Source organism: Sporosarcina highlanderae, from assembly GCF_030433715.1.
Classification (GTDB): domain Bacteria; phylum Bacillota; class Bacilli; order Bacillales_A; family Planococcaceae; genus Sporosarcina; species Sporosarcina highlanderae.
This window is the reverse complement of record NZ_JAROCC010000013.1, coordinates 71984-95819: the sequence shown is the minus strand read 5'-3', so window position 1 is coordinate 95819 and position 23836 is coordinate 71984. Positions and strand designations below refer to the sequence as shown.

Here is a 23836-nt window from a genome sequence, read left to right as displayed (position 1 = left end):
AAGAAAGAACGAAATGGTGCCTTTTTAGATTTTAGAGTGCCTTGTACATTTAAAAACGTAAGTTTTTCAGTGGCCTCCGATTGCGGGGTAGCCTTTTTATCTAGCCACAATAACTGTTGATATTCTTTTAAGGCGGAAGCTTTCTTACCACCCGTAAATGCGTTTATAACCGACTCGCAACAATTTAGCAATTTTCCATGCGATTCAAAAGTAAATCTGAAAGTTTTTAAGTGTAATTTACTCAATGAAGGAGTTTATAGAGAAATGTAGAATGCTTTAGATGGGGTGATTTAATGAATCGGATAGTAGGTGTGTGGTTATTTACTTATCTTAGTTTTTTATTATGGATTTATCTGGCTGCCAATCATTCAACTGTTGATGATTGGTGGACAGTAAAAACTATTAATGAAATTACTTCGAAAGAGGATGATATTACATCTATTAGACCAATACATTTTACATCACCAATAAAGGTACTAATCGGGTCAATGGTTTTTCTTTTAATAGGAATCTTACTATCTTTTATAGCTGTGAAAAGATTAAACTATATGTTATGGAGGAGGAAATATTGAGATTCATAGATGACTTGGCAGGTGCAATATATGATGTTTTCAAATTTATTATTTGGTCGATCGGTTATTTGATTGCTGGGGCGATAATTGTTGGAGTTTCAATGTATTTGATAGTTTGGATAGTTGGGGTATTTTACAAGTAAGTGGTTCCTATGCAGGAAAAAAACAAATCAAATTAATTGAATTGATTCTTGCGCAGGTACCCTCAAAGGGAGTGAGTTAAAGTGGATACAACGAAGGGTAAATTTGCGTTTTTCTTCTGGGGAATCCTATTTTTCTTGTTATATTTTAAGATTTTTGCTTTTGCGTGGAATCTGTGGTTTTACGGGAGTCTTATACCGGAAGCTCTCGGCTTCCTGGCCATCATCTTATTAGTCATTCCTGCGGCATTTTTGACCGCAAGGTTGCTTGTGATTAAAATACCGTTAAAGTATCACATGATCGGAAGCGTAGGTGTAGTGCTGTTATTCTCATGGAATGTATATGACGACCATAGGGAAAAAGGTTTGGATGACTTAATCACTTATAAATCTTCAAAATTCAAGGCGATGGAACTCAATTTTTCCGATTCGCGAATGGAAGATACGGAACCTGTAGAAGAATTGATGGAGTTTTTAGGCCGGTATCGAGTTAAAAAGATGAAGGACACCGAGTGGGATAGCAATGTTTCAGGGGAAAAAGGATTTCAGGTCATGATTTACTTAAAGGGTAAGACAACGGGCGCTTCCATTTATGAGAATCGGCTCCTGTCTTTTAATCATTCCTCATATTATAAAGTTCTTAATGGGCCGGTCGATATGGAGTGGATCGATGCTTTCAAGGAAAAACATGGGTTTAGACAGTAAGTGGTACATCTGCAGGAAACAATTCTAATTGACCGAATTAACATGAATGTTTCCTGCACAGGTACCTATTCGTATTTTAACGGATCGCCATCGAATGGAGCATCTGCGACTTTGATAGAGTCTGTTGGGCAACCATCAAATGCATCTTCCATGTCCTCCAATAGTTCTTCTGGAACTTCAGTCGTACCCATGTTATCATCTAAAATAACAAAAGCAATTCCCTCATCGTCATAATCGTAGATGTCAGGTGCAGCAGCGCCGCAAGCTCCACATGCGATACATGTATCCTGGTCAACGATGGTGTATTTTTTGCAAGTCATTGACGTTCTCTCCTCTTTTCTCCGCACAATCTATTTAGTTCCCTTACCATTCTAATGCTGTTTTCACTACTTTTCAACAATAAAACATTAATATACCATCGATTCAGGGGGAATTTGACATGGATTTGTCTTCAATTCTATTATTTATTATAAATAAAATGAATGGAGAGCGAACGTTAAATGCGGGCTTGCACCTGTTGCGAGGCAAAAAATCAGGTCAGACATTACAGGACGTTGAGTATTTCGATCTCAAACCTTTATTCGGAATTTGGCCAAAATTGGATGAGGTTTTATACCAACAGACTGCAGATGAATTGATCAACAAAGCTTTGATCACTTCTGACGAGAAATTCTGTAGACTTACAGAAAAAGGAGGAGTGGAAGTACAACATTTCCAGTTACCTCGTTTTAAAGGGTGGGATTACCGGGGCAGAGAAAAGGTGTTTTTCGGAAGAATTGCATTGGCAGTCCAAACGATTTCATATTTTAGGACAGGCTCCACATCATTCAACCCAATTCAAAGGGACCGGGAAATCCAGCTTTTTGTGAAACGTCTTCTTGAAGGTAAGCCGCTTACTGACCCGAAATTTGGGAAGAGAATCAGTGAAGAACTCAAACGGGCTCTTGTAACAAGTGGGATTAGTGATCGTCAGAAATATATATTTGCAAATAGGCTGACGGGCAGGGGGGAAACAGCGAAAACCTATGATCAGCTTGCCTCTGAATTGGATAGTTCACCATCAGCGGTCTACTTATTGTTCATAGAAAGTCTACATATGCTATTACCCGTCGTTGAAAATCCCGAAAACTATCCGTTTTTAAATAAATGTGCATTCGATATAAAAGTACATTCCTATTTAACTGATTCGGCATTAAGAACAAAAAAGCTATTCGACCAGGGATATTCGATGAAGGACATCTCTAAAACCCGTAATTTGAAAATGAGTACAATTGAGGATCATATCATCGAGATGGCGACGAATGACGAGCGGTTCCCTGTTACTCATTTTGTTTCCAAAGATACCATTCAAGCTGTCCTATCAAAATCAGAAGAAATGGGCACGAAAAGGCTTAAGTTATTGAAGAATGAATTTCAAATGCTTTCCTATTTTGAGCTTAGATTAATTTTAACTGTCAATAGAGAAGGTGATTCGTAATGGATTTACAAGCGTTACTCAAGGAGCGGTTTGGATACAGTCATTTTCGCCCTGGTCAGGAAGAAGTGATTAAACATGTGTTAAATAAACGCGATTGCATTGCTATCCTGCCGACAGGAATGGGGAAATCGCTTTGTTATCAATTACCTGGATATATTATGCCGGGATCCGTTTTAATCATTTCACCTCTTGTATCTTTAATGGAAGACCAAGTGATGCAAATGAGGAAAAATGGGGAGAAACGAGTCGTTGCGTTGAATTCTTTCCTATCTTTTACTGAGAGAAGTAGAATACTCGCAAGCCTTGGAAATTATAAGTTCATCTTCGTCTCGCCGGAGATGCTTTCGCATAAATCCTTCGGTCTTCATCTGAAAAAGATTGAAATTGGCCTTATAGTTATCGACGAAGCCCATTGTATTTCGCAATGGGGGTTTGATTTCCGTCCTGATTATTTACGGATCGGAGAATTCTTATCTTCCTATAATTCCCCGATTCTGGCCTTGACAGCAACAGCCGATTCAAAAGTGATAAATGATATAACGCGCTATTTGAAGATGAACGAGCCAATCATCCAAAGACACTCATTGGATCGACCGAATATCTCTTACTCGATCATTCAACTGAATTCGACTTTAGAAAAAACAGATTGGATTAAGGAACGAATTTTGCAGACAACCGGTCCAGGAATCATTTATACCTCTTCACGCAAACGGGCAGATGAATTGGCGTTTGAATTACAAGAGGCGGGTGTAGCTATCCAATCGTATCATGCGGGGAAAGAACAAGACGATCGTGCGATCATCCAAGAACAATTCTTAAATAATGAACTGGAATGGATATCCGCAACGAATGCATTTGGGATGGGTGTACATAAAAGTGATATCCGACAAGTTATTCATGAGCACCTCCCATCAACCATTGCAGCCTATCTACAGGAAGTTGGGAGGGCTGGCAGGGACGGCAGACCTGCCGCCGCTACGCTACTTTATATACCTGTCGATGAAAGAATGACGAGTTTTATCATACAGTCGGATAGGCCAGACGAAAGTCAGTTGCGTCATTATGCAAATATGCTTTCTGAAGGTCGTGACCCATCCGAATCGGCAGAGTTAGCAGGCATGACGGATACTGGAAAACGAATAGTAGACTATTATTTGGAAAGGCATACTTTAGATGAGGTTCTTGAAGTAATGGATACTCTTTCGGCTGAAAAAGAAACAGAACTCAGAAAAATGCTCCACCTTGTACGTTCCGAGCAATGTGTCCGAGAAATGGTCTTGTCGTATTTTGGTGAACAGTGCAACGAAAAGCCGGAAGCATGCTGCTCAATCTGTGGGTTGGAAGTGTTGGAATGGCTTACTGATAAATCTTTAAAGAAAAAGACGAATGAATTGGTCAGTTGGGATGAAAGAATTACCAATCTTCTTGGTTAACAGGTCTGATGAACGTTTACATTTACGACAATATTCGTCATAATATAAGGAAGAGCACCGTTGGATAGGAGAATTTGTCGATGAAAAATGATGATTATAAAGTTGAATTCGAAAATAATCGCAAAGAAATTGAACTTGATCAGCCTGAGATTACAAGGTTGCCTTCCCGCGCGGAACGATATGGCCGTCAGCGGAAGCAGAAAAAAACTTCAAGATATACTATGATCAATGTCATCCTTGGCGTTTTTACATTCATACCCATATTAATTTTCGTATATGTTATTTATAATTACTACTATGGAACGGATAGTGGCTCAGCGAAAGTTGGAAATACAGAGTTTTCTGTGGAAGTGGATACTAATTCTTCTTCTGGTAAAACTGATGATTCAGCTTCTGTCGTCCTTGATATTCAGAAAGAAGATGAGGATGAAAATGCTTCCGAGGGGAATGCTGAACAAGAACCTGAAGAGGAATCAGATTCCAAAAAACCAGTAGTCAATGTTAATCCGTCTGCAACTGAGAAGAAAGATTCCACTGTTGTTTCGGAAAAACCTAAAAATGAAGGTAAACCTACCGAGCAAACACTATCAAAAACTCATATCGTCGCTGAAAATGAAACTCTCTATCGTATCTCGATGAATTATTATGGTAGTAATGCTGGAATTGAAAAGATTATGAAAGCAAACGGGCTAACTTCAAATGATATTATGGCCGGACAAAAGCTGATCATTCCTTAATGAAATCATGAAAGAGGCAAAGCCGAGTTCTTTGCCTTTTTTATTATGGTAGGTGTGTAATGAGAATTCTATTGAATAGTTTAGCGGGAGTTACGGCTATTACAATTGCCATTCTTGTGTATATGTTTACTTATGCGAAACGTAGAAATGTCATTAATCATTCCTACAAAGTCAAAAAAGAAACTATTCATGGCAAGGAACTTTCCGTTTTTTTTATATCTGACATACACAGGCGTCGTATTGACAGACGGTTGTTGGATAAAGTTAAATCGTTTGGATCTATGGATGTCATCATCGTAGGTGGGGATCTTGCGGAAGGAGGCGTTCCGCTATCTCGAATTGAAAAAAATATAAGGATGTTAGCCACTCTCGGGCCAATAGTGTTTGTTTGGGGCAATAATGATCGGGAAGTCGGAGAAAGTGAAATCCGAAGAATTATCAGGAAGTACGGCGGGATTGTTTTGGATAATATGGATACATCAATTCCAAGCCACCCGCTATGGGGGGTTTGCGGAACCGATGACCCATCCAGTGGGCACGTAGATGTTAAGGCATCACTGAAAAATGCAGAGTCCTATCGTTATTTGATAGTAGCGGCCCATAATCCATATTTATTCAGGAAAGTAGAGGAAATATGTAGTCCGGAATTGATGCTTGCAGGACATACCCATGGCGGGCAAATTCGAATTGGTAGATTTTCATTACATCCACCGGGTGAATTTATTGAGCAAAAAGATAGAGCGAAATTGATTAGTAATGGTTATGGGACATCCATTGTTCCTCTTCGGTTTGGGGCAGCCCCAGAGAGTCATGTCATTAAAATAAACTATTGATGTTGAATCTTTGTTCGATTCAACATCAAAATGTGAGTGAAATACACTCACTGTTAAGTGCTTAAGGAGATTGATAATTATGATTGCAAAAGACGCCATTGTAATTGGCGGTGGACCTTGTGGATTATCCGCCGCAATTGAAATACAAAATAAAGGATTGGACGTATTGATAATTGAGAAAGAAAACATTGTCAATTCAATCTATCGATACCCAACACATCAAACTTTCTTCAGCTCAAGCATCAAGCTATCCATTGGAGATATCCCCTTCATCACCGCGAAAGAAAAGCCAAAAAGAAACGACGCATTAGTCTATTATCGGCATGTAGCCGAGTTAAAGAAGCTCTCCATTAATAGTTTTGAAACGGTTGAGGAAGTTGAAAAGCAGAATAATGTTTTTATAGTGCGAACCAATTTGAAAACCTATTCAGCAAAACATATTGTTATAGCTACGGGCTACTATGATAATCCGAACAAACTTGGAATTGCCGGTGAGGACCTGCCTAATGTATTTCATTATTTCAAGGAAGCACATCCCTTTTTCGGTAAAAATGTTGTCGTAATCGGAGGAAAGAATTCAGCTGTGGACGCGGCAATAGAATTAGTCCGTGCAGGTGCCAAAGTCACAGTTATTTATAGGGGTTGTGATTATTCCCCGAGTGTCAAACCATGGATCCTTCCAGGCTTCGATAGCCTCATTCGAAATGGTGAAATTGACATGCATTTTAACTCGAATGTCCTTGGAATCACCTCAGATACTGTAGTATTTGAAAAGGAAGGTAAAAAAATCTCAATTGAGAACGATTACGTCTTCGCAATGATTGGCTACCATCCCGACCATAGTTTCTTAGAGCGAATCGGCATTGAAATCGATATAGAAACAGGTCGTCCGACTTATGACGACTTGACAATGGAAACAAATATTCAAGGATTATATATAGCAGGTGTAATCGCTGCTGGTAACAATACAAACGAAATCTTCATCGAAAACGGACGCGATCATGGAGTATTAATAGCAAATCATATAGAGGCAAATTGCTAACGGAAACTTGAAAAAATGGCAGGAAGGGGGCCGGCCGAGGTATGATCATATTACTTACAGTAGCGATTGCGCCAGGCTTGGCACTTTTCAGCTATTTTTACTTACGCAAACAAATAGCCAAGGAACCGTCAAGAACCCTATTTCATACCTTCATCTATGGCGCCATGATGACATTTCCAATAATGTTCATCCAACATGTATTTGAAGAAGAAAACATCATCTCTAATGAATTTTTCCTCAACGTCATCTTCACCAGTTGGATTGAAGAGTTTTTCAAATGGCTGATACTATTAATCGCCATTTACAAGCATATGGAATTTGAAGATGCGTACGATGGGATTCTTTACGGTGCAAGTGTCTCACTGGGATTCGCTACAGTAGAAAACATTCTTTACCTATTCATTTTTGGATTGGATACTGCTTTTTTAAGGGCCCTATTGCCTGTTTCAAGTCACGCGTTATTTGGTGTCGTGATGGGATATTATTTCGGTAGGGCAAAATTCACAACAAGGTCCAATATGAAAGGCATGTTATTCTTTGCCTTCTTTGCCCCCTTCATTCTCCATTTCATATACAATGGAATACTTGGAGTGAATGACCTATCACTATACTTAATTATTCCCTTCATGCTATTTTTATGGTGGTTCGGTTTAACACGGGTAAAATATGCTCATACGTTCGCCATGCAGCAATTCAGGAAAAAGACTACCCTTAAATGAAGTTAATAAATGAAATAGTTCAGACCCACCAAGATTCGGATAAAATCCGAATCTCAGACTGTAGACAAAAGGGATGGAAATCGAATTGATTTCCATCCCTTTTGTTTTATTTTACGCATTCGGCTCAAAATTTGAATGCCACGACGTTGATTTCCGTTCCGGGCGGACGCTTTCCGGGGGGCTTGCCCTCAGCCTCCTCGTCGCGTTGCTCCTGCGGGGTCTTCGCGCTTCGCTAATCCCCCAGGAGTCGCCGCCCTGCACTCCAATCAACTAAACTCGCAGTACTCTGGCCAATCACTGGACACGATTCACAAATGGAAGGAGTTGATGCATACTGGCCGTACCCTTCCTTCTCGGTTGTTCGGTATGTAAGGACCTGCCCCTCTGGACAAAGATAGCGGTCATGGTGCTCGTCATAGACATATTCGTGCTTTCTGAAAAAGCCTTCTTTTGTCATCGACCGTTTCAAACTGCTTTGTCCCGTAGAAAAGTGAGGAACTTCTGTATGAAAGCAGAATCCCAAAAACCAGCGATATGCCACGCTCGTTGCAATCTCCTAGATTGTCTGACGTATTGAACGAATGCAGAAGGTATATTGAATAAATGTCATTTTGATCAGAACTACAGGATCAATGTGGGTCTCCCAATGGTTGATTAAAGGTCTTCAACTAATGGATAGATAAAGGAGAAATCAATTGTCGCATCCAGTTTGCGCACCTGATGGTCTTGAGGAACCAGCTGTTCTATGCTCAGTATTTCCAACTGGTCTCGTTCATTGATTTGATTCTTAGTCATTATATCCATCACCTTATTCATTTAATAGGAAGCACCGTTGATTGGAGCGGAGAGTGGCGACTCCTGCGGGAACAGCGCGAGCTGAAGACCCTGGACTGAGCGCAGCGAGGGAAGCGGCTGAAGCCGTGCCCGCGGAAAGCGTCCGCTCGCAGCGGAAATCAACATTTTTAGCTTCATCTCAATTTTAAAAGAAAAAAACTAATAGGCAAACACTAAAATCCATGTATTTGTCTACAGTCTGAGATTCGGATAAAATCCGAATCTTTTTTTGTTTTATCTTGATACTAAAAAGAAATTGTTTGGACAAACTGAAAGAAAGGAGGGATTGTATTGAAAAAAATAGTACTACGCCTATTTATACTTGTAATGCTTATTGGTTCCGCATACGCAACTTCTCCCATCCAAAGCGATGCATTCAGCTCGCGTGATTTAGGGAGAGGAGCAACTGGTGATGATGTTATTGAATTACAGGCAAGGCTTCAATACATCGGATTCTATAATGGTAATATCGACGGGAAGTTCGGTTATGGCACCTACTGGGCATTGCGTAACTTCCAGGACAAATACGGTTTACCTATTGACGGGATTGCCGGTTCACAAACAAAAAAGAAGCTTACAGCTGCTTCCTCTTACGATGAAAAGTTTGTAATGGACAATCTGAAGAAAGGTAATAAGTTTACCCATTATGGCGGAAAGCCATTGGCTTCACAAGTAAAACAAGGTGGAGGTAAATCGGAAAACATCCACCTGCCATCTAAGTATTCAGAACAAGATCTTAAACTGATGGCAAATGCCGTATACGGTGAAGCTCGAGGTGAACCCTATGAAGGGCAGGTAGCAGTAGCAGCCGTTATATTGAATCGGGTAGAGCATGCCGACTTTCCTAATACTGTAAGTGGCGTCATCTTCCAACCCGGGGCATTCACCGCTGTTGCAGATGGACAGATTTGGCTGACCCCTAATGAGCGGGCGAAAGAGGCTGTTCTTGACGCATTGAATGGCTGGGATCCTTCGGAAAATGCCATCTATTACTTCAATCCGATTACTGCTACAAGCAAATGGATTTGGTCCAGACCGCAAATTAAAAAGATTGGACTGCATATCTTTTGCCATTGATAAAGGAGGATCAAAGAACAGCTTTAAATGCTGTTTAAATCCACGATGAAAAAAACTATATTTGTTCTTGCATACGCGCTGATAGTTGTATCAGTATTTGCTTTTACCAAGACAACAGAAAATAACAGACTTTCATTGGCATTAAGTAACGAGTACGCAATGAAGATGGCAGACGCTTCAGATAAACTGGAAGAGCTCGATAAAGCTGTAAAACAAACACTGTTGTTTAATCATTCAGATGAATCAAAGAAATCAAGAGATGACATTTGGCGACTTTCTTCAGATATCAAAAGCTCGGTTGCTTCATTGCCTCTTGATGCAAGTTTTACAACCTCTTGGATGAACTATTTAAGCAGAGTAGGAAATTATGCGAAAGAAGCCGACCGGGCAGCACAACCAGACGAGTACTACAAAGTAATGTCACAAGCTTCGAAAAACCTTGGATCAATGCAAAACGAATGGAAACTCGCCACGGCGGGATTGTTGGATGGCCAATATTCCATGGATGAATGGACACGTAAATTGGACACATCTAACCCGGATTTTGATTGGTCCACTATGGGTGCTTCCATCAAGCAATATACGGAAAGTGATTTTCCGCTAACCGCAAGTGAATCAGATGCCATGAAGAAAAAAGAACTAAAACATATTGAAGATGCCAAGGTCACGCAAGCCGAAGCGATTGACCGATTTAAGATATTATTCCCGAATGTTTCCAATGACGTAATTGGTGTTGAAATGAGTAAACCTGGCTCTCCATATCCGTTTTTCCACATACGGTTTGCTGATCGAGAATCCATCGGTTATATCGATATTACGGAAAAGGGCGGCCACGTACTATCCTATCTTTCTGAAAGACCGTTTGGGAAGGCTTCACTTGCATTTGAAGAAATAAAAAAGAAGGCAGAAGATTTTCTGCAAGCTGCAGATTATAAGGATCTCGTTTATCAAGAGTCAAGGGAAAATAATACCGCATGGCATTTCGTATTTGTTAGGAAAGAACCATTTTACGGAGCAAAAGTGTTTTCGGACGTAATCCATTTGAAAGTTGCTAAAGATAATGGTGATATTATTGGCTTGGACGCATCGGAATACATCAGAAAAGAGAAATTGCATAGACAAGCAATTAAAAAGATCGATTGGAAAGAGTTTTTCCATAAAGATGTGCAAATTGTAGAAGAAGAATTGGCCTATGTTGAAAATGAAAGACTGGAACAAAGACTTTCCCATTATCTAACTGTGACTCGAGACGAACACGGCCAAACTGGCACATATAGCGTTATTGTTGATACGGAAACAGAAGAAGTCATAAAGACCGAAAGGTTAGATTAATTGTACTGGTGATGTTGTCAAAAAATTAGATATTGGAAATTATGCCTACCCATGACATAATAGATATAACCATTCAAGGGTAGGTGTTTACTTTGTTCCTTTCTATTGGTACAACGTTAACCATTGTAAAAGACATAGAAGAAAATAATAGCGAAAAGTTTAAAAGTAAGGTTGTTGACACGGGCGAAGGCTACGTCATGATTGATTATCCCGTGAATATTGAAACAAACCGAACTACGTTTTTTATTGATGGTACAAAACTGCAAATTTCTTTTGTTCAAAACAATATTTCTTATTCCTTTAAGACAGAAGTGACCGGACGGGCAAATAAAGACATCCCAATGCTAAAGGTTTCTTATCCAGGGGATAAAAAGCTGACAAAAATTCAAAGGCGGGAATATGTCCGGGTGGAAACTGCAGTTGATGTGGCAGTGGATTTTGGAGGCACTTTTCATCAATATGTCACAGATGATATTAGTGCGGGTGGCATTGCTTTAAACCTTGGACCTAAAGACTCATTTGAAGATGGGGAAAAGGTGAGATTGACGATTGCACTTCCTTTTCTGAATGATGAGATCAAGTATATTAAAACGGAAGCGCAAGCCATTCGTACTTGGATGAAGAATGAGCGTGCCATCGCTTCACTACAATTTTTGGATACCACACCTAAGGATAGACAGAACATTATCCGGTTTTGCTTTGAAAGACAATTGCAGGCTAGAAATGACGCATAATATGAGTAGCGGGGAAAGTCCTTATAAAATAGGACTTTTCCCTTTTCTATATGATACAATGTTTTCGAATTGAATTCGGGGGTAGATGATATGATGAATGGGTTTATCATTGCGATTGATGGTCCTGCAGCTGCAGGTAAAAGTACAATTGCAAAAAGGATTGCACAAAAATTAGGGTATACCTATATAGACACAGGTGCGATGTATCGAGCTTTGACGCATAAAGCTATCCAATTGGGCATAAATATGGGTAGTGATAAAGATTTAGCGGATTTACTAGAGCATACTGAAATAGTGTTAGTTCCCGAAAGAAATGGCCAAGCCGTTTGGATTGATGGGGTAGATTGCTCCGATGAAATTAGATCCCAGGAAGTTACTTCACATGTTTCGGAAGTGGCTGCCCATACTACTGTTCGCCAGCTAATGGTGGAGAAACAAAGAGAATTGGCTGAAGGAACAGGTGTAGTAATGGATGGTCGCGATATCGGAACTGCAGTACTTCCAAAGGCCGAGTTGAAAATATTCATGACTGCATCCGTAGATGAAAGAGCCGAAAGACGTTTTCTGGAAAATGAAAAAAGGGGAATTCATGTACCACTTGGCCAATTGAAAGAAGAGATTGAGAAGCGGGACCGTGCAGATAGCGAGAGAAAATCATCTCCGTTGAAAATGGCAGAGGATGCCATTTTGGTTGATACGACATCCATGTCAATTGAAGAGGTGGCTGATAAGGTAATTGAGTTAGCGGAAAAGAGGATGAACCAATGAATCTATATCCTTTCGGCAAATTTTTAGTCAGTACTATTTTCTTTCCCCTCTATCGGATCAAGGTGATTGGTAAGGAGAATTTCCCTAAAGAAGGTGGGGTTCTTCTTTGTGCAAATCATATTGATAATTTTGATCCGCCGGTTGTTGGGATTTCTAGTCCACGTACAGTCCATTTCATGGCGAAGGAAGAACTATTCAACCTGCCAATACTGAAAAACATTCTACCAAGTGTCAATGCATTTCCTGTAAAACGGGGTATGAGCGATCGCGAAGCTTTTAGAACCACTCTAAAATTATTGCGAGGCGGTAAAGTGGTTGGAATGTTTCCAGAAGGAACAAGGAGTAAGACAGGGGAACTTGGAAAAGGACTTGCTGGAGCAGGATTCTTTGCTCTTAAAGGCGATGCAGTCGTCATGCCATGTGCAATCGTAGGTCCCTACAAACCGTTAAGAACATTAAAAGTCATTTTTGGTCAGCCGATAGACATGACAACTTACAGGGAATCAAAAGCATCTGCTGAAGAAGTGACTGAAGTGATTATGAGTGAAATCCAAGCCCTTTTAGAACAGAATAAATAAATTTATAAGAGTAATTTTTTGTTTTTATGAATCGATTCGAATAATATAGAGATAGGATTCATTATGGAGGAGGACTACATATGACTGAAGAGATGAATTTGGATGAAGTGAACGGTTACAAAGAAGGTGACCGTGTGACTGGTAAGGTGACAAAAATCGAAGATAAATCGGTGATGGTCGAAATTTCTGGTGCGCCGTTTGACGGTGTCATCCCAATTAGCGAACTGTCTAGCCTTCACATTGAAAAAGCATCTGATGCTGTACAGGTCGGAGATGAACTCGAATTACTCATCACGAAAGTAGAAGATGAGAACTATGTTCTTTCAAAGCGAAAAGTGGATGCCGAAAATGCTTGGGATTCCCTTGAAGAAAAATTTAACAACCAACAAACGATTGAAACAGAAGTTAAGGACGTCGTAAAAGGCGGCTTAGTAGTTGATCTTGGAGTGCGTGGTTTTATCCCAGCATCTTTAGTTGAAGATCATTTTGTTGAATCGTTCGAAGATTATAAAGGGCGTACAATGGAATTTAAAATCGTGGAAATGGACAAGGAGAAAAACCGTTTGATTCTCTCCCATAGGGCAGTTCTGCAAGAAGAGAAGGCTAACAAGAGAGAAGGAATCCTTGCCGACCTGAAAGAGGGGCAAGTACTTGAAGGGACTGTACAACGTATCGCATCATTCGGTGCATTCGTGGATATTGGTGGAGTGGATGGATTGGTTCATATTTCCCAGCTATCCCACGAGCACGTCGAAAAAGTTTCTGATGTACTTAAAGAAGGAGACAAGGTGAACGTTAAGGTGCTATCGGTAGACCGTGATTCAGAACGTATTTCCTTGTCGATTAAAGAAACGTTACCAGGACCATGGGAAGACATTGAAAATCGTGCTCCGAAAGGATCGGTATTGCAAGGGACTGTAAAACGCCTTGTTTCATATGGTGCGTTTGTTGAAGTGTTCCCTGGTGTAGAGGGACTTGTTCATATTTCACGTATCTCCCATCAGCATATTGGAACACCTCATGAAGTGTTGCAAGAAGGCCAAACTATCGATGTTAAAGTGGTTGATGTCAACTCGGATGAAAAGCGACTTTCCCTTAGCATTAAAGACTTGGTGGAGAAGGAAGAAGAAGACAATTCATACGGCGATTATGAGATGAAAGAGGAAACAGGATTCTCCCTAAGCGACGTCATCGGAGACCAACTCAAAAAATTTACTGAGTAAGTTTGACTAATTATTGAACAATTGATTGAATTACGATTCATATGGTGATGGTGCTTACATAGGCATCATCACTTTTTTTGTGTATAATGTTCAAGAGATATATTGGAAGGGTGTTAAATAATGAGTAAACCAACTGTTGCAATCGTTGGAAGACCGAATGTCGGTAAATCGACGATTTTCAATCGAATCGTCGGTGAACGTATTTCAATCGTCGAGGACGTAGCCGGAGTGACGAGGGACCGGATTTATAGCTCGGCAGACTGGCTGTCACATGATTTTAATCTAATTGATACTGGTGGAATCGATATTGGCGATGAGCCATTTCTTGAGCAAATCAGGGCACAAGCGGAAATCGCAATCGAAGAAGCCGATGTCATCATCTTCTTGACTAACGGACGTGAAGGTGTAACTGACGCAGACGAGCATGTTGCCAAAATCCTTTACAAAACAAAAAAGCCTATCGTTCTCGCTGTAAATAAAATCGATAACCCTGATATGCGTGATATGATCTATGACTTTTATTCGCTTGGTTTTGGCGACCCATATCCGATTTCTGGATCACACGGTATCGGGCTTGGTGATCTGCTTGATGCAGTTGCAGCTAATTTCCCAGAACCTGGGGAAGAAGCCATAGAGGATGACGTCATCCGTTTTTCATTGATAGGTAGACCGAATGTCGGCAAATCTTCATTAGTGAACGCATTGCTTGGAGAAGAACGGGTCATCGTCAGCGATGTAGCCGGAACGACAACAGATGCAATAGATACTTCCTATGAGTACGAAGGGCAAAAGTACAAGATCATCGACACTGCCGGAATGCGTAAAAAGGGTAAAGTGTATGAGAACATGGAGAAATATAGTGTTTTAAGAGCATTAAAAGCAATAGACCGTTCAGACGTCGTGTTAATTGTTATAAATGGTGAGGAAGGAATACGTGAACAGGATAAGCGTATTGCCGGATATGCAGAAGAAGCAGGAAAAGGAGTCATGTTTGTCGTGAATAAATGGGATGCTATCGAAAAAGACGACAAGACGATGAACAAATTCAATGAGGATATCCGAAAGAATTTCTTGTTCTTAGATTACGCTCCGATCGCCTACGTCTCTGCGAAAACGAAACAACGTGTTACGACTTTATTCGATACCATTAAAATGATCAGTGAAAACCACGCATTACGTATCCAGTCAAGCGTGTTGAACGAAGTGATTGAAGATGCTGTGGCACGTAATCCAGCTCCGTCTGATAAGGGCCGTAGACTTCGCATTTATTATGCAACACAAGTGGCTGTAAAGCCCCCAGTCTTCATTGTTTTTGTCAATGAACCCGAACTTATGCATTTTTCATATGAACGCTTCCTGCAAAATCGCTTAAGAGAGTCTTTCGGCTTTGAGGGGACACCTATCCGTCTTATCACAAGAGCAAGAAGCTGATTAAAATGAGGTGAGATTATTGGAAAAAGTTTCGGTATTAGGAGCGGGCAGTTGGGGAACCGCAATCGCGTTCGTCCTTGCAGAGAATGGACATGATTGCCGGTTGTGGACAAGAAGGCCTGAACAATCCCGTGAAATTAATGAAATGCATACGAATTCTTCATATTTACCTAAGATAACATTGCCTAAGAATTTGAAAGCTACATCCGATTTAAAGGATGCAATACAGCACGCTGAAATTCTAGTGATCGCAGTACCGACAAAGGGCATGCGGGATATTTCAAAGCAGATTAATGTTTTGGCGGAAACTCCAAAACTGATCATCCATGTTTCGAAAGGTATCGAACCGGATACATTAAAGCGTATCTCAGAAATGATTGAAGAAGAAGTTGAACCGAATAAACGCCGTTCAATTGTTGTGCTATCTGGACCGAGCCACGCAGAGGAAGTTGTCCTTCGCCAACCAACAACAATCACCGCTGCATCAAATGACCATGATGCAGCCGAACAGGTACAAGACTTATTTATGAATCAATATTTCCGTGTGTACACGAACGATGACTTAATTGGAGTCGAATTAGGTGCAGCTTTAAAAAACATTATCGCACTTGCCGCAGGGATCATTGACGGCATCGGCTACGGTGACAATGCCAAAGCGGCTTTAATAACACGGGGCTTGGCGGAAATCACACGACTTGGCATGAAAATGGGTGCAAACCCTCTTACGTTCTCAGGGTTAACTGGACTAGGCGATTTGATTGTAACCTGTACGAGTGTCCATTCACGCAACTGGAAGGCTGGAAACCTTTTGGGGCAGGGTAAGTCGATCGATGAAGTAGTTTCCGGAATGGGAATGGTCATTGAAGGTATAAGAACAACAAAAGCGGCCCATCAATTATCTCTTCAATATGATGTTTCAATGCCATTGACAGAAGCATTGTATTCAGTTCTCTTTGAAGAGGTTCCGCCAAAAGAAGCAGTAGATCAATTAATGAACAGAATGAAAAAACAAGAAATAGAAGATATTTTTTATAAATAATAAGATGTCCTGTATGACACGAAAGGATGATCCTTTTGTCCTCTTTGGATAAAATGTGGCTATCGTTTTATGCGATGGGTTTCATGGCAATTTCCATGGGGCTCATCTACGTTAGCCGACATAAACTCTCAAACAAATTCATGAAAATCATTTTTGCCCTTGTCGCGTATGCGTTATTGATATTTTCATTTTTTGCAATGGTGTATCTAGTATTCAGCGGACCTACGGGAGGAGCAAGATGATGATGATTCAAAAAAGAGTAGCGCTATTACTTTCTTTGCTAACCGTTATTATTTTAGCTGGCTGTATGTATCCCGGTGATGAAAAAGAACGAAGGGAAATCCCTTATGAAGATCAAATCGAGGCGATTCAAAAGGCAGTTAATGCATATAAGGAAAATAACGGTGGGTTACTACCAATTAAAACTAGAGAACAGGAAACTGATCTGTACATAAAATACCCGATTGAGTTTTCAAAATTAGTACCCGCTTATACGGAAAAAATTCCATCGAATGCGTTTGAAACAGGAGGGATTTATCAATATGTCCTAATGGATGTTGAGGAAAATCCGACTGTTAAGCTCGTTGACTTACGAATTGCCGAACGCATCCGTGAACTGAACTTACGTAAGCATATAAATGGAAAGCTCCCTTTTAAAGAAGCTGTAGGTGAAAATGTTTATGAAATCGATTTTGAAGCAATGGGTTTCAAAGAGCCATTGAAAATCGAAAGTCCGTATTCAGATGCATTGCTTCCGATTGTTGTTGGTGGGGATGGGAACTTTTATGTGGATTACTCTATCGATTTAAATCGAATTTTAAGTGAAGAGAAAAGAAATGTTAAGGAAGGTGAAGACATCCGTTATTTACTTTCTGATGACTATCCAATCGTTCCTGCCTATTCATTGCCATACACTGTGAATGATCAAAATGAACCGGTATTTATGAAAAAGAAATAATTTCATAGAGTAACTAAAACGTTTCATGCATTTTTAGCATGAAACGTTTTTCATTTACATAAACTAATATGCGCGAAAAAAGGAGGGCTAAGTATGAAAGAGGAGTTGTATGAAAATCTGGCAAGACGAACGGATGGGGATATTTATATCGGTGTTGTAGGCCCTGTTCGTGTCGGTAAATCGACTTTCGTCAAAAGGGTGATGGAGGAGGTCGTCATACCGAATATGACGGATGCAGGCGATAGGGCAAGGGCTCAGGACGAATTGCCCCAAAGTTCGCCAGGTCCGATTATTATGACGTCTGAACCGAAATTCGTCCCCGCACAAGGTACTCAAGTATCCATCGGGGATGGGGAGTTGTCCTTTCAAGTTCGGCTTGCTGATTGTGTCGGTTATGTGATTGATGGAGTAAAAGGATATGAGGATGAGGATGGTCCGAAATTTGTCCATACTCCTTGGCATAATGAACCGATACCTTTCGAAGAAGCGGCTCGTATTGGAACCGATAAAGTTATCCGAGACCATGCAACGATCGGCATACTCGTAACGACTGATGGAACGGTTAACAACATTCCAAGAGCTGCAGCTGAGGTTGCGGAGGAAGAAATCGTAGGAAAGTTAAAAGATATTGGGAAGCCATTTGTCATTGTCCTGAACTCAAAAATGCCTGCCCATGACAAAACAGTCGCTTTGAAGGAACAGTTGCATGAAAGACACGGGGTACCTGTAATTGCGATAAGTGCGGACCAATTAAACGCTCAAGAAATACAACTCATCCTGAAAGAGGCACTTTACGAATTCCCTATTACAGATATCGAATTGCAAAAGCCTGATTGGATGGACGTGCTTGGTTCGGATCATGAGTTGAATGCAGCCATTGACAATGTTATCAATGAAGGGTTCCTTGAAGCATCTAAAATCCGGAAAATTCAAGAGCTTGCAGAGCGATTGAAGGATGAAAAGTTTGTACGTCATGCCGAAGTCGTTGACGTAGATGCGGGGAAAGGCAAAGCGACGGTCAATATTGTAATGGACGAACAAGCATTCCGCGAAGTTTGCGAAGAAATTATGCAACAGGAAATGAGAACGAAAAAGGATTGGCTCCTTTTCGTTAAAGACGCTGTGAAAGCCAAAAAGTCATATGATATGTATGCTGAAGCGATTGATACAGCTAAGAAGAGTGGGTACGGCGTAGCTTTGCCAACAATTGATGATTTCCAACCATCCCCGCCTGAACTTATTAAGGAAAATAATTTCTATGGTGTACGAATGAAAGCAACGGCACCATCGCTTCACATTATCCGAATCGATATGGACGCAGAGTTCTCACCTCTAATCGGTTCAGAATTCCATAGCCATCATTTGCTTAAGGAATTAAAGAATGCATATCTTCATGACAGGGATGCCTTATGGCAGACACAGCTCTTCGGCACACCGTTGCACGAAGTGCTGAAGGAAAGCATCCGCTTTAAAACTTCTTCCGTTCCACCGAATGCGCGTAAACGTCTACGCGAAACGATTGAGCAAATGGTGAACGACGGAAATAAGGGCATGATAACATTCATCGTTTAAGAAGTTCAGCCGCCAATAAGACTAAAGAACCCTAAAAGATCCGTATTTCACGGATCTTTTTTTGTTTTTACCGAAATTGACCAAAATCCAGCCGAAACGCTGATAATATTGTTGCACCGCGGTTTTAGGTATGTTACTCTAACAAAAGTAAATGAATTTACCTTTGAGAGGAGGTGAATGGTGTGAACAAAACAGAATTGATCAACTCAGTTGCAGAAGCAGCAGAATTGACTAAAAAAGACGCTACTAAAGCGGTTGAAGCTGTATTCGATACTATCCAATCAGCACTTGCTAATGGTGATAAAGTACAATTGATCGGTTTCGGAAACTTTGAGGTGCGTGAACGCGCTGCTCGTAAAGGACGTAACCCACAATCTGGTGAGGAAATCGAAATTGCTGCAAGCAAAGTTCCTGCTTTCAAAGCAGGTAAAGCGCTTAAAGATGCTGTTAAGTAATCTTTAAGTTTACATAGGAGTCCGTCCGCTGCATCTGTTATACAGATAAGGGGGACGGACTCCTTTTCATATAAGCGTCCGCTTGAAACAGAAATCGACAATGTATTATTCTATTTGAATCTATTCAACTGTACGTATTGATGTGAGTATGCTACTATCTTTGAAGGAATAGCATCAGATTGGCCTAAGGAGGTTGTCAAAATGACCGAGATGGATCTTGCTAAAATAGAAAAAGCAGTATCAATGATTCTTGAAGCTGTAGGAGAAGACCCCGAGCGTGAAGGGTTGATCGAAACACCAAAACGAGTAGCTAAAATGTACGCCGAAGTCTTTGAAGGATTGAATAAAGACCCTAGACAATATTTCGAAACAGTATTCCATGAGAATCATGATGAAGTGGTACTTGTAAAGGACATACCTTTTCATTCAATGTGTGAACATCACTTAGTTCCCTTCTTTGGACATGCACATATCGCATACATACCACGAGACGGAGTAGTGGCCGGACTAAGCAAACTGGCAAGAGCCGTAGAAACAACAGCCAAAAGACCACAATTGCAAGAAAGGATCACTTCCACTGTCGCCAACGCAATGATGGAAATGCTGAATCCAATCGGGGTATACGTCATTATTGAGGCTGAACATATGTGTATGACAATGAGAGGAATAAAAAAGCCTGGCGCGAAAACTGTTACGACAGTAGCTCGTGGCATTTACGAGCACGATGATGTGAAAAGAGCCGAAATTCTGTCTCTTCTTAAATAAGACCGATGACTTTGCGGTTCAAATCAGTTCTATGATATGATTAGTTCTATATGAATGACAGGAGTTGGAAACATGCCACAACCTGATTTTATTGTAATAAAAGCGCAAGAAGACGGAGTAAATGTCATTGGACTTACGAGAGGCAATGATACAAAATTTCATCACACCGAAAAATTGGACCGTGGAGAAGTAATGATTGCCCAATTCACTGAACATACATCCGCCATGAAAATACGTGGCAAGGCAGAAATTCACTCCGCGCATGGTATTGTTTACAGCGATGGGAAAGAATAAATCATAAAAGATCGCTCTTTCACATTGTCTTTGAATGGAGAACCGAAGATGGACAGACTAACAATCAACCGATACATTCAAAATTATATAAAGCAAGTTGAGCAATCAATCCAAGAGCCAATTGTATATAGAGAGCTTGGAACAATGCCATTGGATGAAGCAAAAGCTTTTTTCCTTCTTTTACCATTCCTGAATGGTGAAGAATGGTCGCCAGTGCTGAATATATCGGCTATTGCTGTTGGAGCGGTCCATGCAGCATTCGATATACATGACCGGGTGGATCTTCTTGACGCTTCAACGAAAGAACAGCAACTTATGGTATTATCCGGAGATCATTTCAGTGGAATCCATTATCGTTTATTATCTTCAATCCCTGATTTTGAATTTATAACGGCGATGTCTAAAATGATAGGTCGTATCAACGAGACGAAAACTGACTTATTCATGGGATCTTTTGACGAAACATATGCGCATATTGAGGCAGTGAATTGTATTGAATCAGGCTGCATTGGTGAGTTTCAACAGAGATATGGTTTTTCAAAATATAGAACGATATCTGAAACTGCATTAAGTCTAATTTGGTACTTTAATCAGCTGATAAAAGATACAACTATTCATCGGAGTATGACTACGAATCGGTTAAAAAAGGAAAAAATTGAAACGGCTATTTCTATTCTCTCAGGAAGGATGAGGAAAGAGCTTCTGAATGCTGACTTTTTAACTCCTTTTTTAAAGCAGGAAATACATAGGTTGGCGAATCCACTATCAGGAAAGCCTCTCTAAGGAAAGAAGGGACGACATATGGAGACAGCCAAAGAAAAAAAAGTCCATCACGTCTTCGAAAGTATCGCTGATGATTATGATAAGATGAATTCCGTCATCAGTTTTAATCAGCATAAAAAATGGCGAAACGATATTATGAAGCGTATGAATGTCAAACCTAATTCAAGTGCTTTGGATGTATGTTGCGGAACTGGTGACTGGACAATTAGCTTGGCAGAGGCAACCGGTAAAGATGGCAGTGTAACCGGTCTCGACTTTAGTGAGGGGATGCTTGCATCAGCCCGTCCTAAAGTTAAAGAGTATCCGTCCATTACTCTCGTCCAAGGAAATGCTATGGAGCTGCCATTCAAGGATAATAGTTTCGATTATGTAACAATAGGGTTTGGCTTACGTAATGTGCCCGATTACGAACAAGTATTGAAGGAATTGCACCGGGTGCTAAAACCAGGTGGTATGGCAGCGTGTTTAGAGACATCACAAACTGAAATTCCGATTTACCGTCAAGTATTCCGCTTTTATTTTAAATACATCATGCCGCTATTTGGCAAAATTTTTGCTAAAAGTTATAAGGAGTACTCTTGGCTTCAAGAATCGGCAGATGATTTCCCTGGGGCTAAACAACTTGCGCAACTGTTTGTGGATGCAGGTTTTCAGGAAGTGTCATACAAGAAATATAGCGGTGGGGCTGCTGCAGGGCATATCGCTTTCAAATAATTGCAAGTAGGGGAAGGTAATCGTCTTGGAGAAATTGAAGTTAATGTCGCTTTACGCAGATTTCCGGCAGGATCTCTCATTCATCGAAAAGGAACTTGAACAATCCGTTGACTCCTCTTCCCCGGTCATTCGTCAAGCTTCCTTACATTTATTACGGGCTGGTGGAAAAAGGATACGTCCAATTTTTGTGATCCTTTCATCGAAATTCGGTGAATATTCAATGGAAAATGTGGCAAAGGTTGCAGTATCCCTGGAACTTATTCATATGGCCTCCCTTGTCCACGATGATGTCATCGACAATTCAGACTTCCGAAGAGGTTTTGAAACGGTTAAGTCAAGGTGGAATAATAGAATTGCCATGTATACGGGTGATTATATCTTTTCCCGTGCGCTTGTTTCCATCGGAGAAATTGAGATGCCCGCAGTTCATCAACTATTGGCTGAAACAATGTTGGAAATTTGTAAGGGGGAAATCATTCAGCTTGAATATCAGCAAATAACAGACCAATCGTTCCGGGATTATTTACGCCGTATCAAGAGAAAAACGGCTTTATTACTATCATCCAGCTGTGAGTTGGGGGCGCTTGTTTCGAATGCGAATGCCGATACAGTTGGAAAGTTAAAAAGGTTCGGTTACTTTGCAGGAATGGCATTTCAGATCGTCGATGATATCCTTGATATCACATCGACTGATGAAAAATTAGGCAAACCTGCAGGAAGTGACTTGCTGAATGGTCATATTACCTTGCCGACACTATACATAAAGGATGACCCCGAATTCCAACCGTTTTTAATCCGTTCTTTTGATGGCACCTTGACTGAAGAGGAGCGTATCCGAATGTTAGGATATATTAGGCAATCCGGGGCTATTGAGAAGGCCCAAGCAGTAAGTACATTGTATCTTAAAAAGGCGATTTCCGAAGTTGAATCATTGCCAGACGGAGATGCGAAGAATGCTTTACTTCAAATTGCCGCATTTATTGGAAGAAGAAAGTTTTAATTAAAGAGTTGCCAGTTGAAAGATTGGCTTCCGTTTGATACGATCGGTAAGGATAAAATCCGATACATATATGAAGGAGTGTTATAAATGGAAAAAACATTTTTAATGGTAAAACCTGATGGTGTACAACGTAACTTGATCGGTGAGATTGTAAGCCGTTTCGAAAGCAAAGGATTCACACTTGTTGGCGGTAAATTGATGCAAATCACTCAAGAACTTGCAGAACAACATTACGGTGAGCATAAAGAGCGTCCTTTCTTTGGCGAACTTGTTGAGTTCATCACTTCAGGTCCTGTTTTTGCAATGGTTTGGGAAGGCGAAAATGTCATCTCAACAGCACGTCTTATGATGGGTGCAACAAACCCTAAGGAATCTGCTCCTGGAACAATCCGTGGAGATTTCGCTGTAACAGTCGGTAAAAACATCATCCACGGTTCTGATTCATCTGAATCCGCAGTCCGTGAAATTAATCTTTTCTTTAAAGAAGAAGAGCTTGTCAGCTATGACAAATCAATCATTAGCTGGATCAACTAATTAATAAAGTAGCTTTTAAAACAGTCATGCAAAATATGCATGACTGTTTTTGTTTACCAACATTGCAGTATTATTCGGTATAATAGA

Annotated in this window: 29 protein-coding genes and 1 pseudogene; 28 read left to right on the top strand and 2 right to left on the bottom strand. The window is 40.5% G+C overall.

The genetic code is table 11. The features are described from left to right. Window positions 1-293: 293 nt before the first annotated feature. The 3 genes from P5G49_RS15015 (at window position 294) to P5G49_RS15005 (ending at window position 1417) form a co-directional block, all read left to right on the top strand. Window positions 294-572: a hypothetical protein gene (locus P5G49_RS15015; protein WP_301245045.1), complete on the top strand. Its 279-nt coding sequence runs from the start codon at window positions 294-296 to the stop codon at window positions 570-572. Beyond that, the gene (locus P5G49_RS15010) at window positions 569-715 is read left to right on the top strand and encodes a hypothetical protein (RefSeq protein WP_301245059.1); all 147 of its coding nucleotides are present in this window, start codon (window positions 569-571) and stop codon (window positions 713-715) included. Before P5G49_RS15015 ends, P5G49_RS15010 begins: the two co-directional genes overlap by 4 nt. 81 nt (window positions 716-796) lie before the next feature. Beyond that, window positions 797-1417 carry a hypothetical protein gene (locus tag P5G49_RS15005; RefSeq protein WP_301245043.1) on the top strand — a complete coding sequence of 207 codons (621 nt, stop codon included), beginning with the start codon at window positions 797-799 and terminating at the stop codon, window positions 1415-1417. Between the two features lie 65 nt (window positions 1418-1482). Here P5G49_RS15005 and P5G49_RS15000 read toward each other — a convergent pair whose 3' ends face one another. Then, complete coding sequence (locus tag P5G49_RS15000; RefSeq protein WP_301245041.1) at window positions 1483-1737, bottom strand: ferredoxin; 255 nt, start codon at window positions 1735-1737, stop codon at window positions 1483-1485. A 119-nt stretch (window positions 1738-1856) separates the two neighbouring features. Between P5G49_RS15000 and P5G49_RS14995 the strand changes: the two genes are divergently transcribed. The 6 genes from P5G49_RS14995 (at window position 1857) to prsW (ending at window position 7658) form a co-directional block, all read left to right on the top strand. After that, on the top strand, window positions 1857-2894 hold the full coding sequence (locus P5G49_RS14995; protein WP_301245039.1) for a YpbB family protein: 1038 nt from the start codon (window positions 1857-1859) through the stop codon (window positions 2892-2894). Then, window positions 2894-4327, top strand: coding sequence for a RecQ family ATP-dependent DNA helicase (locus P5G49_RS14990; RefSeq protein ID WP_301245037.1), 1434 nt, complete (start codon window positions 2894-2896; stop codon window positions 4325-4327). Before P5G49_RS14995 ends, P5G49_RS14990 begins: the two co-directional genes overlap by 1 nt. 80 nt (window positions 4328-4407) lie before the next feature. Further along, a complete protein-coding gene (locus P5G49_RS14985) occupies window positions 4408-5064 on the top strand; it encodes a LysM peptidoglycan-binding domain-containing protein (protein ID WP_301245035.1) in 657 nt (218 codons plus the stop codon). A gap of 59 nt (window positions 5065-5123) precedes the next feature. Further along, window positions 5124-5897 carry a metallophosphoesterase gene (locus P5G49_RS14980; protein WP_301245033.1) on the top strand — a complete coding sequence of 258 codons (774 nt, stop codon included), beginning with the start codon at window positions 5124-5126 and terminating at the stop codon, window positions 5895-5897. Between the two features lie 79 nt (window positions 5898-5976). Then, a complete protein-coding gene (locus P5G49_RS14975) occupies window positions 5977-6939 on the top strand; it encodes a YpdA family putative bacillithiol disulfide reductase (RefSeq protein ID WP_301245031.1) in 963 nt (320 codons plus the stop codon). A 41-nt stretch (window positions 6940-6980) separates the two neighbouring features. Beyond that, entirely contained in the window at window positions 6981-7658 is a 678-nt protein-coding gene (prsW, locus tag P5G49_RS14970) for a glutamic-type intramembrane protease PrsW (protein ID WP_301245029.1), read from the top strand. A 274-nt stretch (window positions 7659-7932) separates the two neighbouring features. Here the strand turns inward: prsW and P5G49_RS14965 are convergent. Further along, window positions 7933-8456: pseudogene (locus P5G49_RS14965) on the bottom strand (transposase); the annotation flags it as partial. A gap of 38 nt (window positions 8457-8494) precedes the next feature. On the opposite strand from P5G49_RS14965, the gene P5G49_RS14960 reads away from it, so the two are divergent. The 19 genes from P5G49_RS14960 to ndk all read left to right on the top strand — a co-directional run bounded on the left by P5G49_RS14960 (window position 8495) and on the right by ndk (window position 23749). Beyond that, window positions 8495-8641 (top strand): hypothetical protein, encoded by a 147-nt coding sequence (locus P5G49_RS14960; RefSeq protein WP_301245027.1) that lies wholly within the window; start codon window positions 8495-8497, stop codon window positions 8639-8641. Between the two features lie 178 nt (window positions 8642-8819). Further along, entirely contained in the window at window positions 8820-9569 is a 750-nt protein-coding gene (sleB, locus tag P5G49_RS14955; RefSeq protein WP_301245057.1) for a spore cortex-lytic enzyme, read from the top strand. A gap of 45 nt (window positions 9570-9614) precedes the next feature. Further along, the gene (locus tag P5G49_RS14950; protein WP_301245025.1) at window positions 9615-10901 is read left to right on the top strand and encodes a PepSY1/2 domain-containing protein; all 1287 of its coding nucleotides are present in this window, start codon (window positions 9615-9617) and stop codon (window positions 10899-10901) included. 92 nt (window positions 10902-10993) lie between these two features. Continuing rightward, window positions 10994-11635, top strand: coding sequence for a flagellar brake protein (locus tag P5G49_RS14945; protein WP_301245023.1), 642 nt, complete (start codon window positions 10994-10996; stop codon window positions 11633-11635). Window positions 11636-11725: 90 nt separating this feature from the next. After that, a complete protein-coding gene (gene cmk / locus P5G49_RS14940; protein WP_301245021.1) occupies window positions 11726-12403 on the top strand; it encodes a (d)CMP kinase in 678 nt (225 codons plus the stop codon). Continuing rightward, entirely contained in the window at window positions 12400-12981 is a 582-nt protein-coding gene (locus P5G49_RS14935) for a lysophospholipid acyltransferase family protein (RefSeq protein ID WP_301245019.1), read from the top strand. The genes cmk and P5G49_RS14935 overlap by 4 nt, the downstream gene beginning before the upstream one ends. Before the next feature lie 80 nt (window positions 12982-13061). Further along, window positions 13062-14204 (top strand): 30S ribosomal protein S1, encoded by a 1143-nt coding sequence (gene rpsA, locus P5G49_RS14930; protein ID WP_301245017.1) that lies wholly within the window; start codon window positions 13062-13064, stop codon window positions 14202-14204. A gap of 120 nt (window positions 14205-14324) precedes the next feature. Further along, window positions 14325-15635 (top strand): ribosome biogenesis GTPase Der, encoded by a 1311-nt coding sequence (gene der / locus P5G49_RS14925; protein WP_301245015.1) that lies wholly within the window; start codon window positions 14325-14327, stop codon window positions 15633-15635. A gap of 19 nt (window positions 15636-15654) precedes the next feature. Next, window positions 15655-16674 (top strand): NAD(P)H-dependent glycerol-3-phosphate dehydrogenase, encoded by a 1020-nt coding sequence (locus tag P5G49_RS14920; protein ID WP_301245014.1) that lies wholly within the window; start codon window positions 15655-15657, stop codon window positions 16672-16674. Window positions 16675-16709: 35 nt separating this feature from the next. Next, window positions 16710-16916, top strand: a complete 207-nt coding sequence (locus tag P5G49_RS14915) for a DUF2768 domain-containing protein (RefSeq protein WP_435877224.1) — start codon at window positions 16710-16712, stop codon at window positions 16914-16916. Continuing rightward, window positions 16913-17632: a hypothetical protein gene (locus P5G49_RS14910; RefSeq protein WP_363322190.1), complete on the top strand. Its 720-nt coding sequence runs from the start codon at window positions 16913-16915 to the stop codon at window positions 17630-17632. Before P5G49_RS14915 ends, P5G49_RS14910 begins: the two co-directional genes overlap by 4 nt. A 93-nt stretch (window positions 17633-17725) precedes the next feature. After that, window positions 17726-19204, top strand: coding sequence for a stage IV sporulation protein A (gene spoIVA / locus P5G49_RS14905; RefSeq protein WP_301245010.1), 1479 nt, complete (start codon window positions 17726-17728; stop codon window positions 19202-19204). A 182-nt stretch (window positions 19205-19386) separates the two neighbouring features. Further along, window positions 19387-19659, top strand: coding sequence for an HU family DNA-binding protein (locus P5G49_RS14900; RefSeq protein WP_301245008.1), 273 nt, complete (start codon window positions 19387-19389; stop codon window positions 19657-19659). 201 nt (window positions 19660-19860) lie between these two features. Further along, window positions 19861-20424 (top strand): GTP cyclohydrolase I FolE, encoded by a 564-nt coding sequence (gene folE, locus P5G49_RS14895; protein WP_301245007.1) that lies wholly within the window; start codon window positions 19861-19863, stop codon window positions 20422-20424. Between the two features lie 72 nt (window positions 20425-20496). Next, window positions 20497-20718, top strand: coding sequence for a trp RNA-binding attenuation protein MtrB (gene mtrB / locus P5G49_RS14890; protein WP_283731840.1), 222 nt, complete (start codon window positions 20497-20499; stop codon window positions 20716-20718). A gap of 48 nt (window positions 20719-20766) precedes the next feature. Next, a complete protein-coding gene (locus P5G49_RS14885; protein WP_301245004.1) occupies window positions 20767-21501 on the top strand; it encodes a heptaprenyl diphosphate synthase component 1 in 735 nt (244 codons plus the stop codon). Between the two features lie 18 nt (window positions 21502-21519). Further along, window positions 21520-22215, top strand: a complete 696-nt coding sequence (locus P5G49_RS14880) for a demethylmenaquinone methyltransferase (RefSeq protein ID WP_301245002.1) — start codon at window positions 21520-21522, stop codon at window positions 22213-22215. Window positions 22216-22240: 25 nt separating this feature from the next. After that, entirely contained in the window at window positions 22241-23215 is a 975-nt protein-coding gene (locus tag P5G49_RS14875; RefSeq protein ID WP_301245001.1) for a polyprenyl synthetase family protein, read from the top strand. Between the two features lie 87 nt (window positions 23216-23302). Beyond that, window positions 23303-23749, top strand: a complete 447-nt coding sequence (gene ndk, locus P5G49_RS14870) for a nucleoside-diphosphate kinase (RefSeq protein WP_301244999.1) — start codon at window positions 23303-23305, stop codon at window positions 23747-23749. Window positions 23750-23836 lie beyond the last annotated feature (87 nt).

Bases quoted from the DNA above. Each gene is read 5' to 3' on its own strand.
- P5G49_RS14985 (WP_301245035.1), top strand. From the start codon at position 4,408: ATGAAAAATGATGATTATAAAGTTGAATTCGAAAATAATCGCAAAGAA.
- cmk (WP_301245021.1), top strand. From the start codon at position 11,726: ATGATGAATGGGTTTATCATTGCGATTGATGGTCCTGCAGCTGCAGGT.
- rpsA (WP_301245017.1), top strand. From the start codon at position 13,062: ATGACTGAAGAGATGAATTTGGATGAAGTGAACGGTTACAAAGAAGGT.
- mtrB (WP_283731840.1), top strand. From the start codon at position 20,497: ATGCCACAACCTGATTTTATTGTAATAAAAGCGCAAGAAGACGGAGTA.
- prsW (WP_301245029.1), top strand. From the start codon at position 6,981: ATGATCATATTACTTACAGTAGCGATTGCGCCAGGCTTGGCACTTTTC.
- P5G49_RS14880 (WP_301245002.1), top strand. From the start codon at position 21,520: ATGGAGACAGCCAAAGAAAAAAAAGTCCATCACGTCTTCGAAAGTATC.
- P5G49_RS14950 (WP_301245025.1), top strand. From the start codon at position 9,615: ATGAAAAAAACTATATTTGTTCTTGCATACGCGCTGATAGTTGTATCA.
- ndk (WP_301244999.1), top strand. From the start codon at position 23,303: ATGGAAAAAACATTTTTAATGGTAAAACCTGATGGTGTACAACGTAAC.
- folE (WP_301245007.1), top strand. From the start codon at position 19,861: ATGACCGAGATGGATCTTGCTAAAATAGAAAAAGCAGTATCAATGATT.
- P5G49_RS14990 (WP_301245037.1), top strand. From the start codon at position 2,894: ATGGATTTACAAGCGTTACTCAAGGAGCGGTTTGGATACAGTCATTTT.
- spoIVA (WP_301245010.1), top strand. From the start codon at position 17,726: ATGAAAGAGGAGTTGTATGAAAATCTGGCAAGACGAACGGATGGGGAT.
- P5G49_RS14910 (WP_363322190.1), top strand. From the start codon at position 16,913: ATGATGATGATTCAAAAAAGAGTAGCGCTATTACTTTCTTTGCTAACC.
- der (WP_301245015.1), top strand. From the start codon at position 14,325: ATGAGTAAACCAACTGTTGCAATCGTTGGAAGACCGAATGTCGGTAAA.
- P5G49_RS14975 (WP_301245031.1), top strand. From the start codon at position 5,977: ATGATTGCAAAAGACGCCATTGTAATTGGCGGTGGACCTTGTGGATTA.
- P5G49_RS14995 (WP_301245039.1), top strand. From the start codon at position 1,857: ATGGATTTGTCTTCAATTCTATTATTTATTATAAATAAAATGAATGGA.
- P5G49_RS14980 (WP_301245033.1), top strand. From the start codon at position 5,124: ATGAGAATTCTATTGAATAGTTTAGCGGGAGTTACGGCTATTACAATT.
- P5G49_RS14935 (WP_301245019.1), top strand. From the start codon at position 12,400: ATGAATCTATATCCTTTCGGCAAATTTTTAGTCAGTACTATTTTCTTT.
- P5G49_RS15015 (WP_301245045.1), top strand. From the start codon at position 294: ATGAATCGGATAGTAGGTGTGTGGTTATTTACTTATCTTAGTTTTTTA.
- P5G49_RS15000 (WP_301245041.1), bottom strand. From the start codon at position 1,737: ATGACTTGCAAAAAATACACCATCGTTGACCAGGATACATGTATCGCA.
- sleB (WP_301245057.1), top strand. From the start codon at position 8,820: ATGCTTATTGGTTCCGCATACGCAACTTCTCCCATCCAAAGCGATGCA.
- P5G49_RS14885 (WP_301245004.1), top strand. From the start codon at position 20,767: ATGGACAGACTAACAATCAACCGATACATTCAAAATTATATAAAGCAA.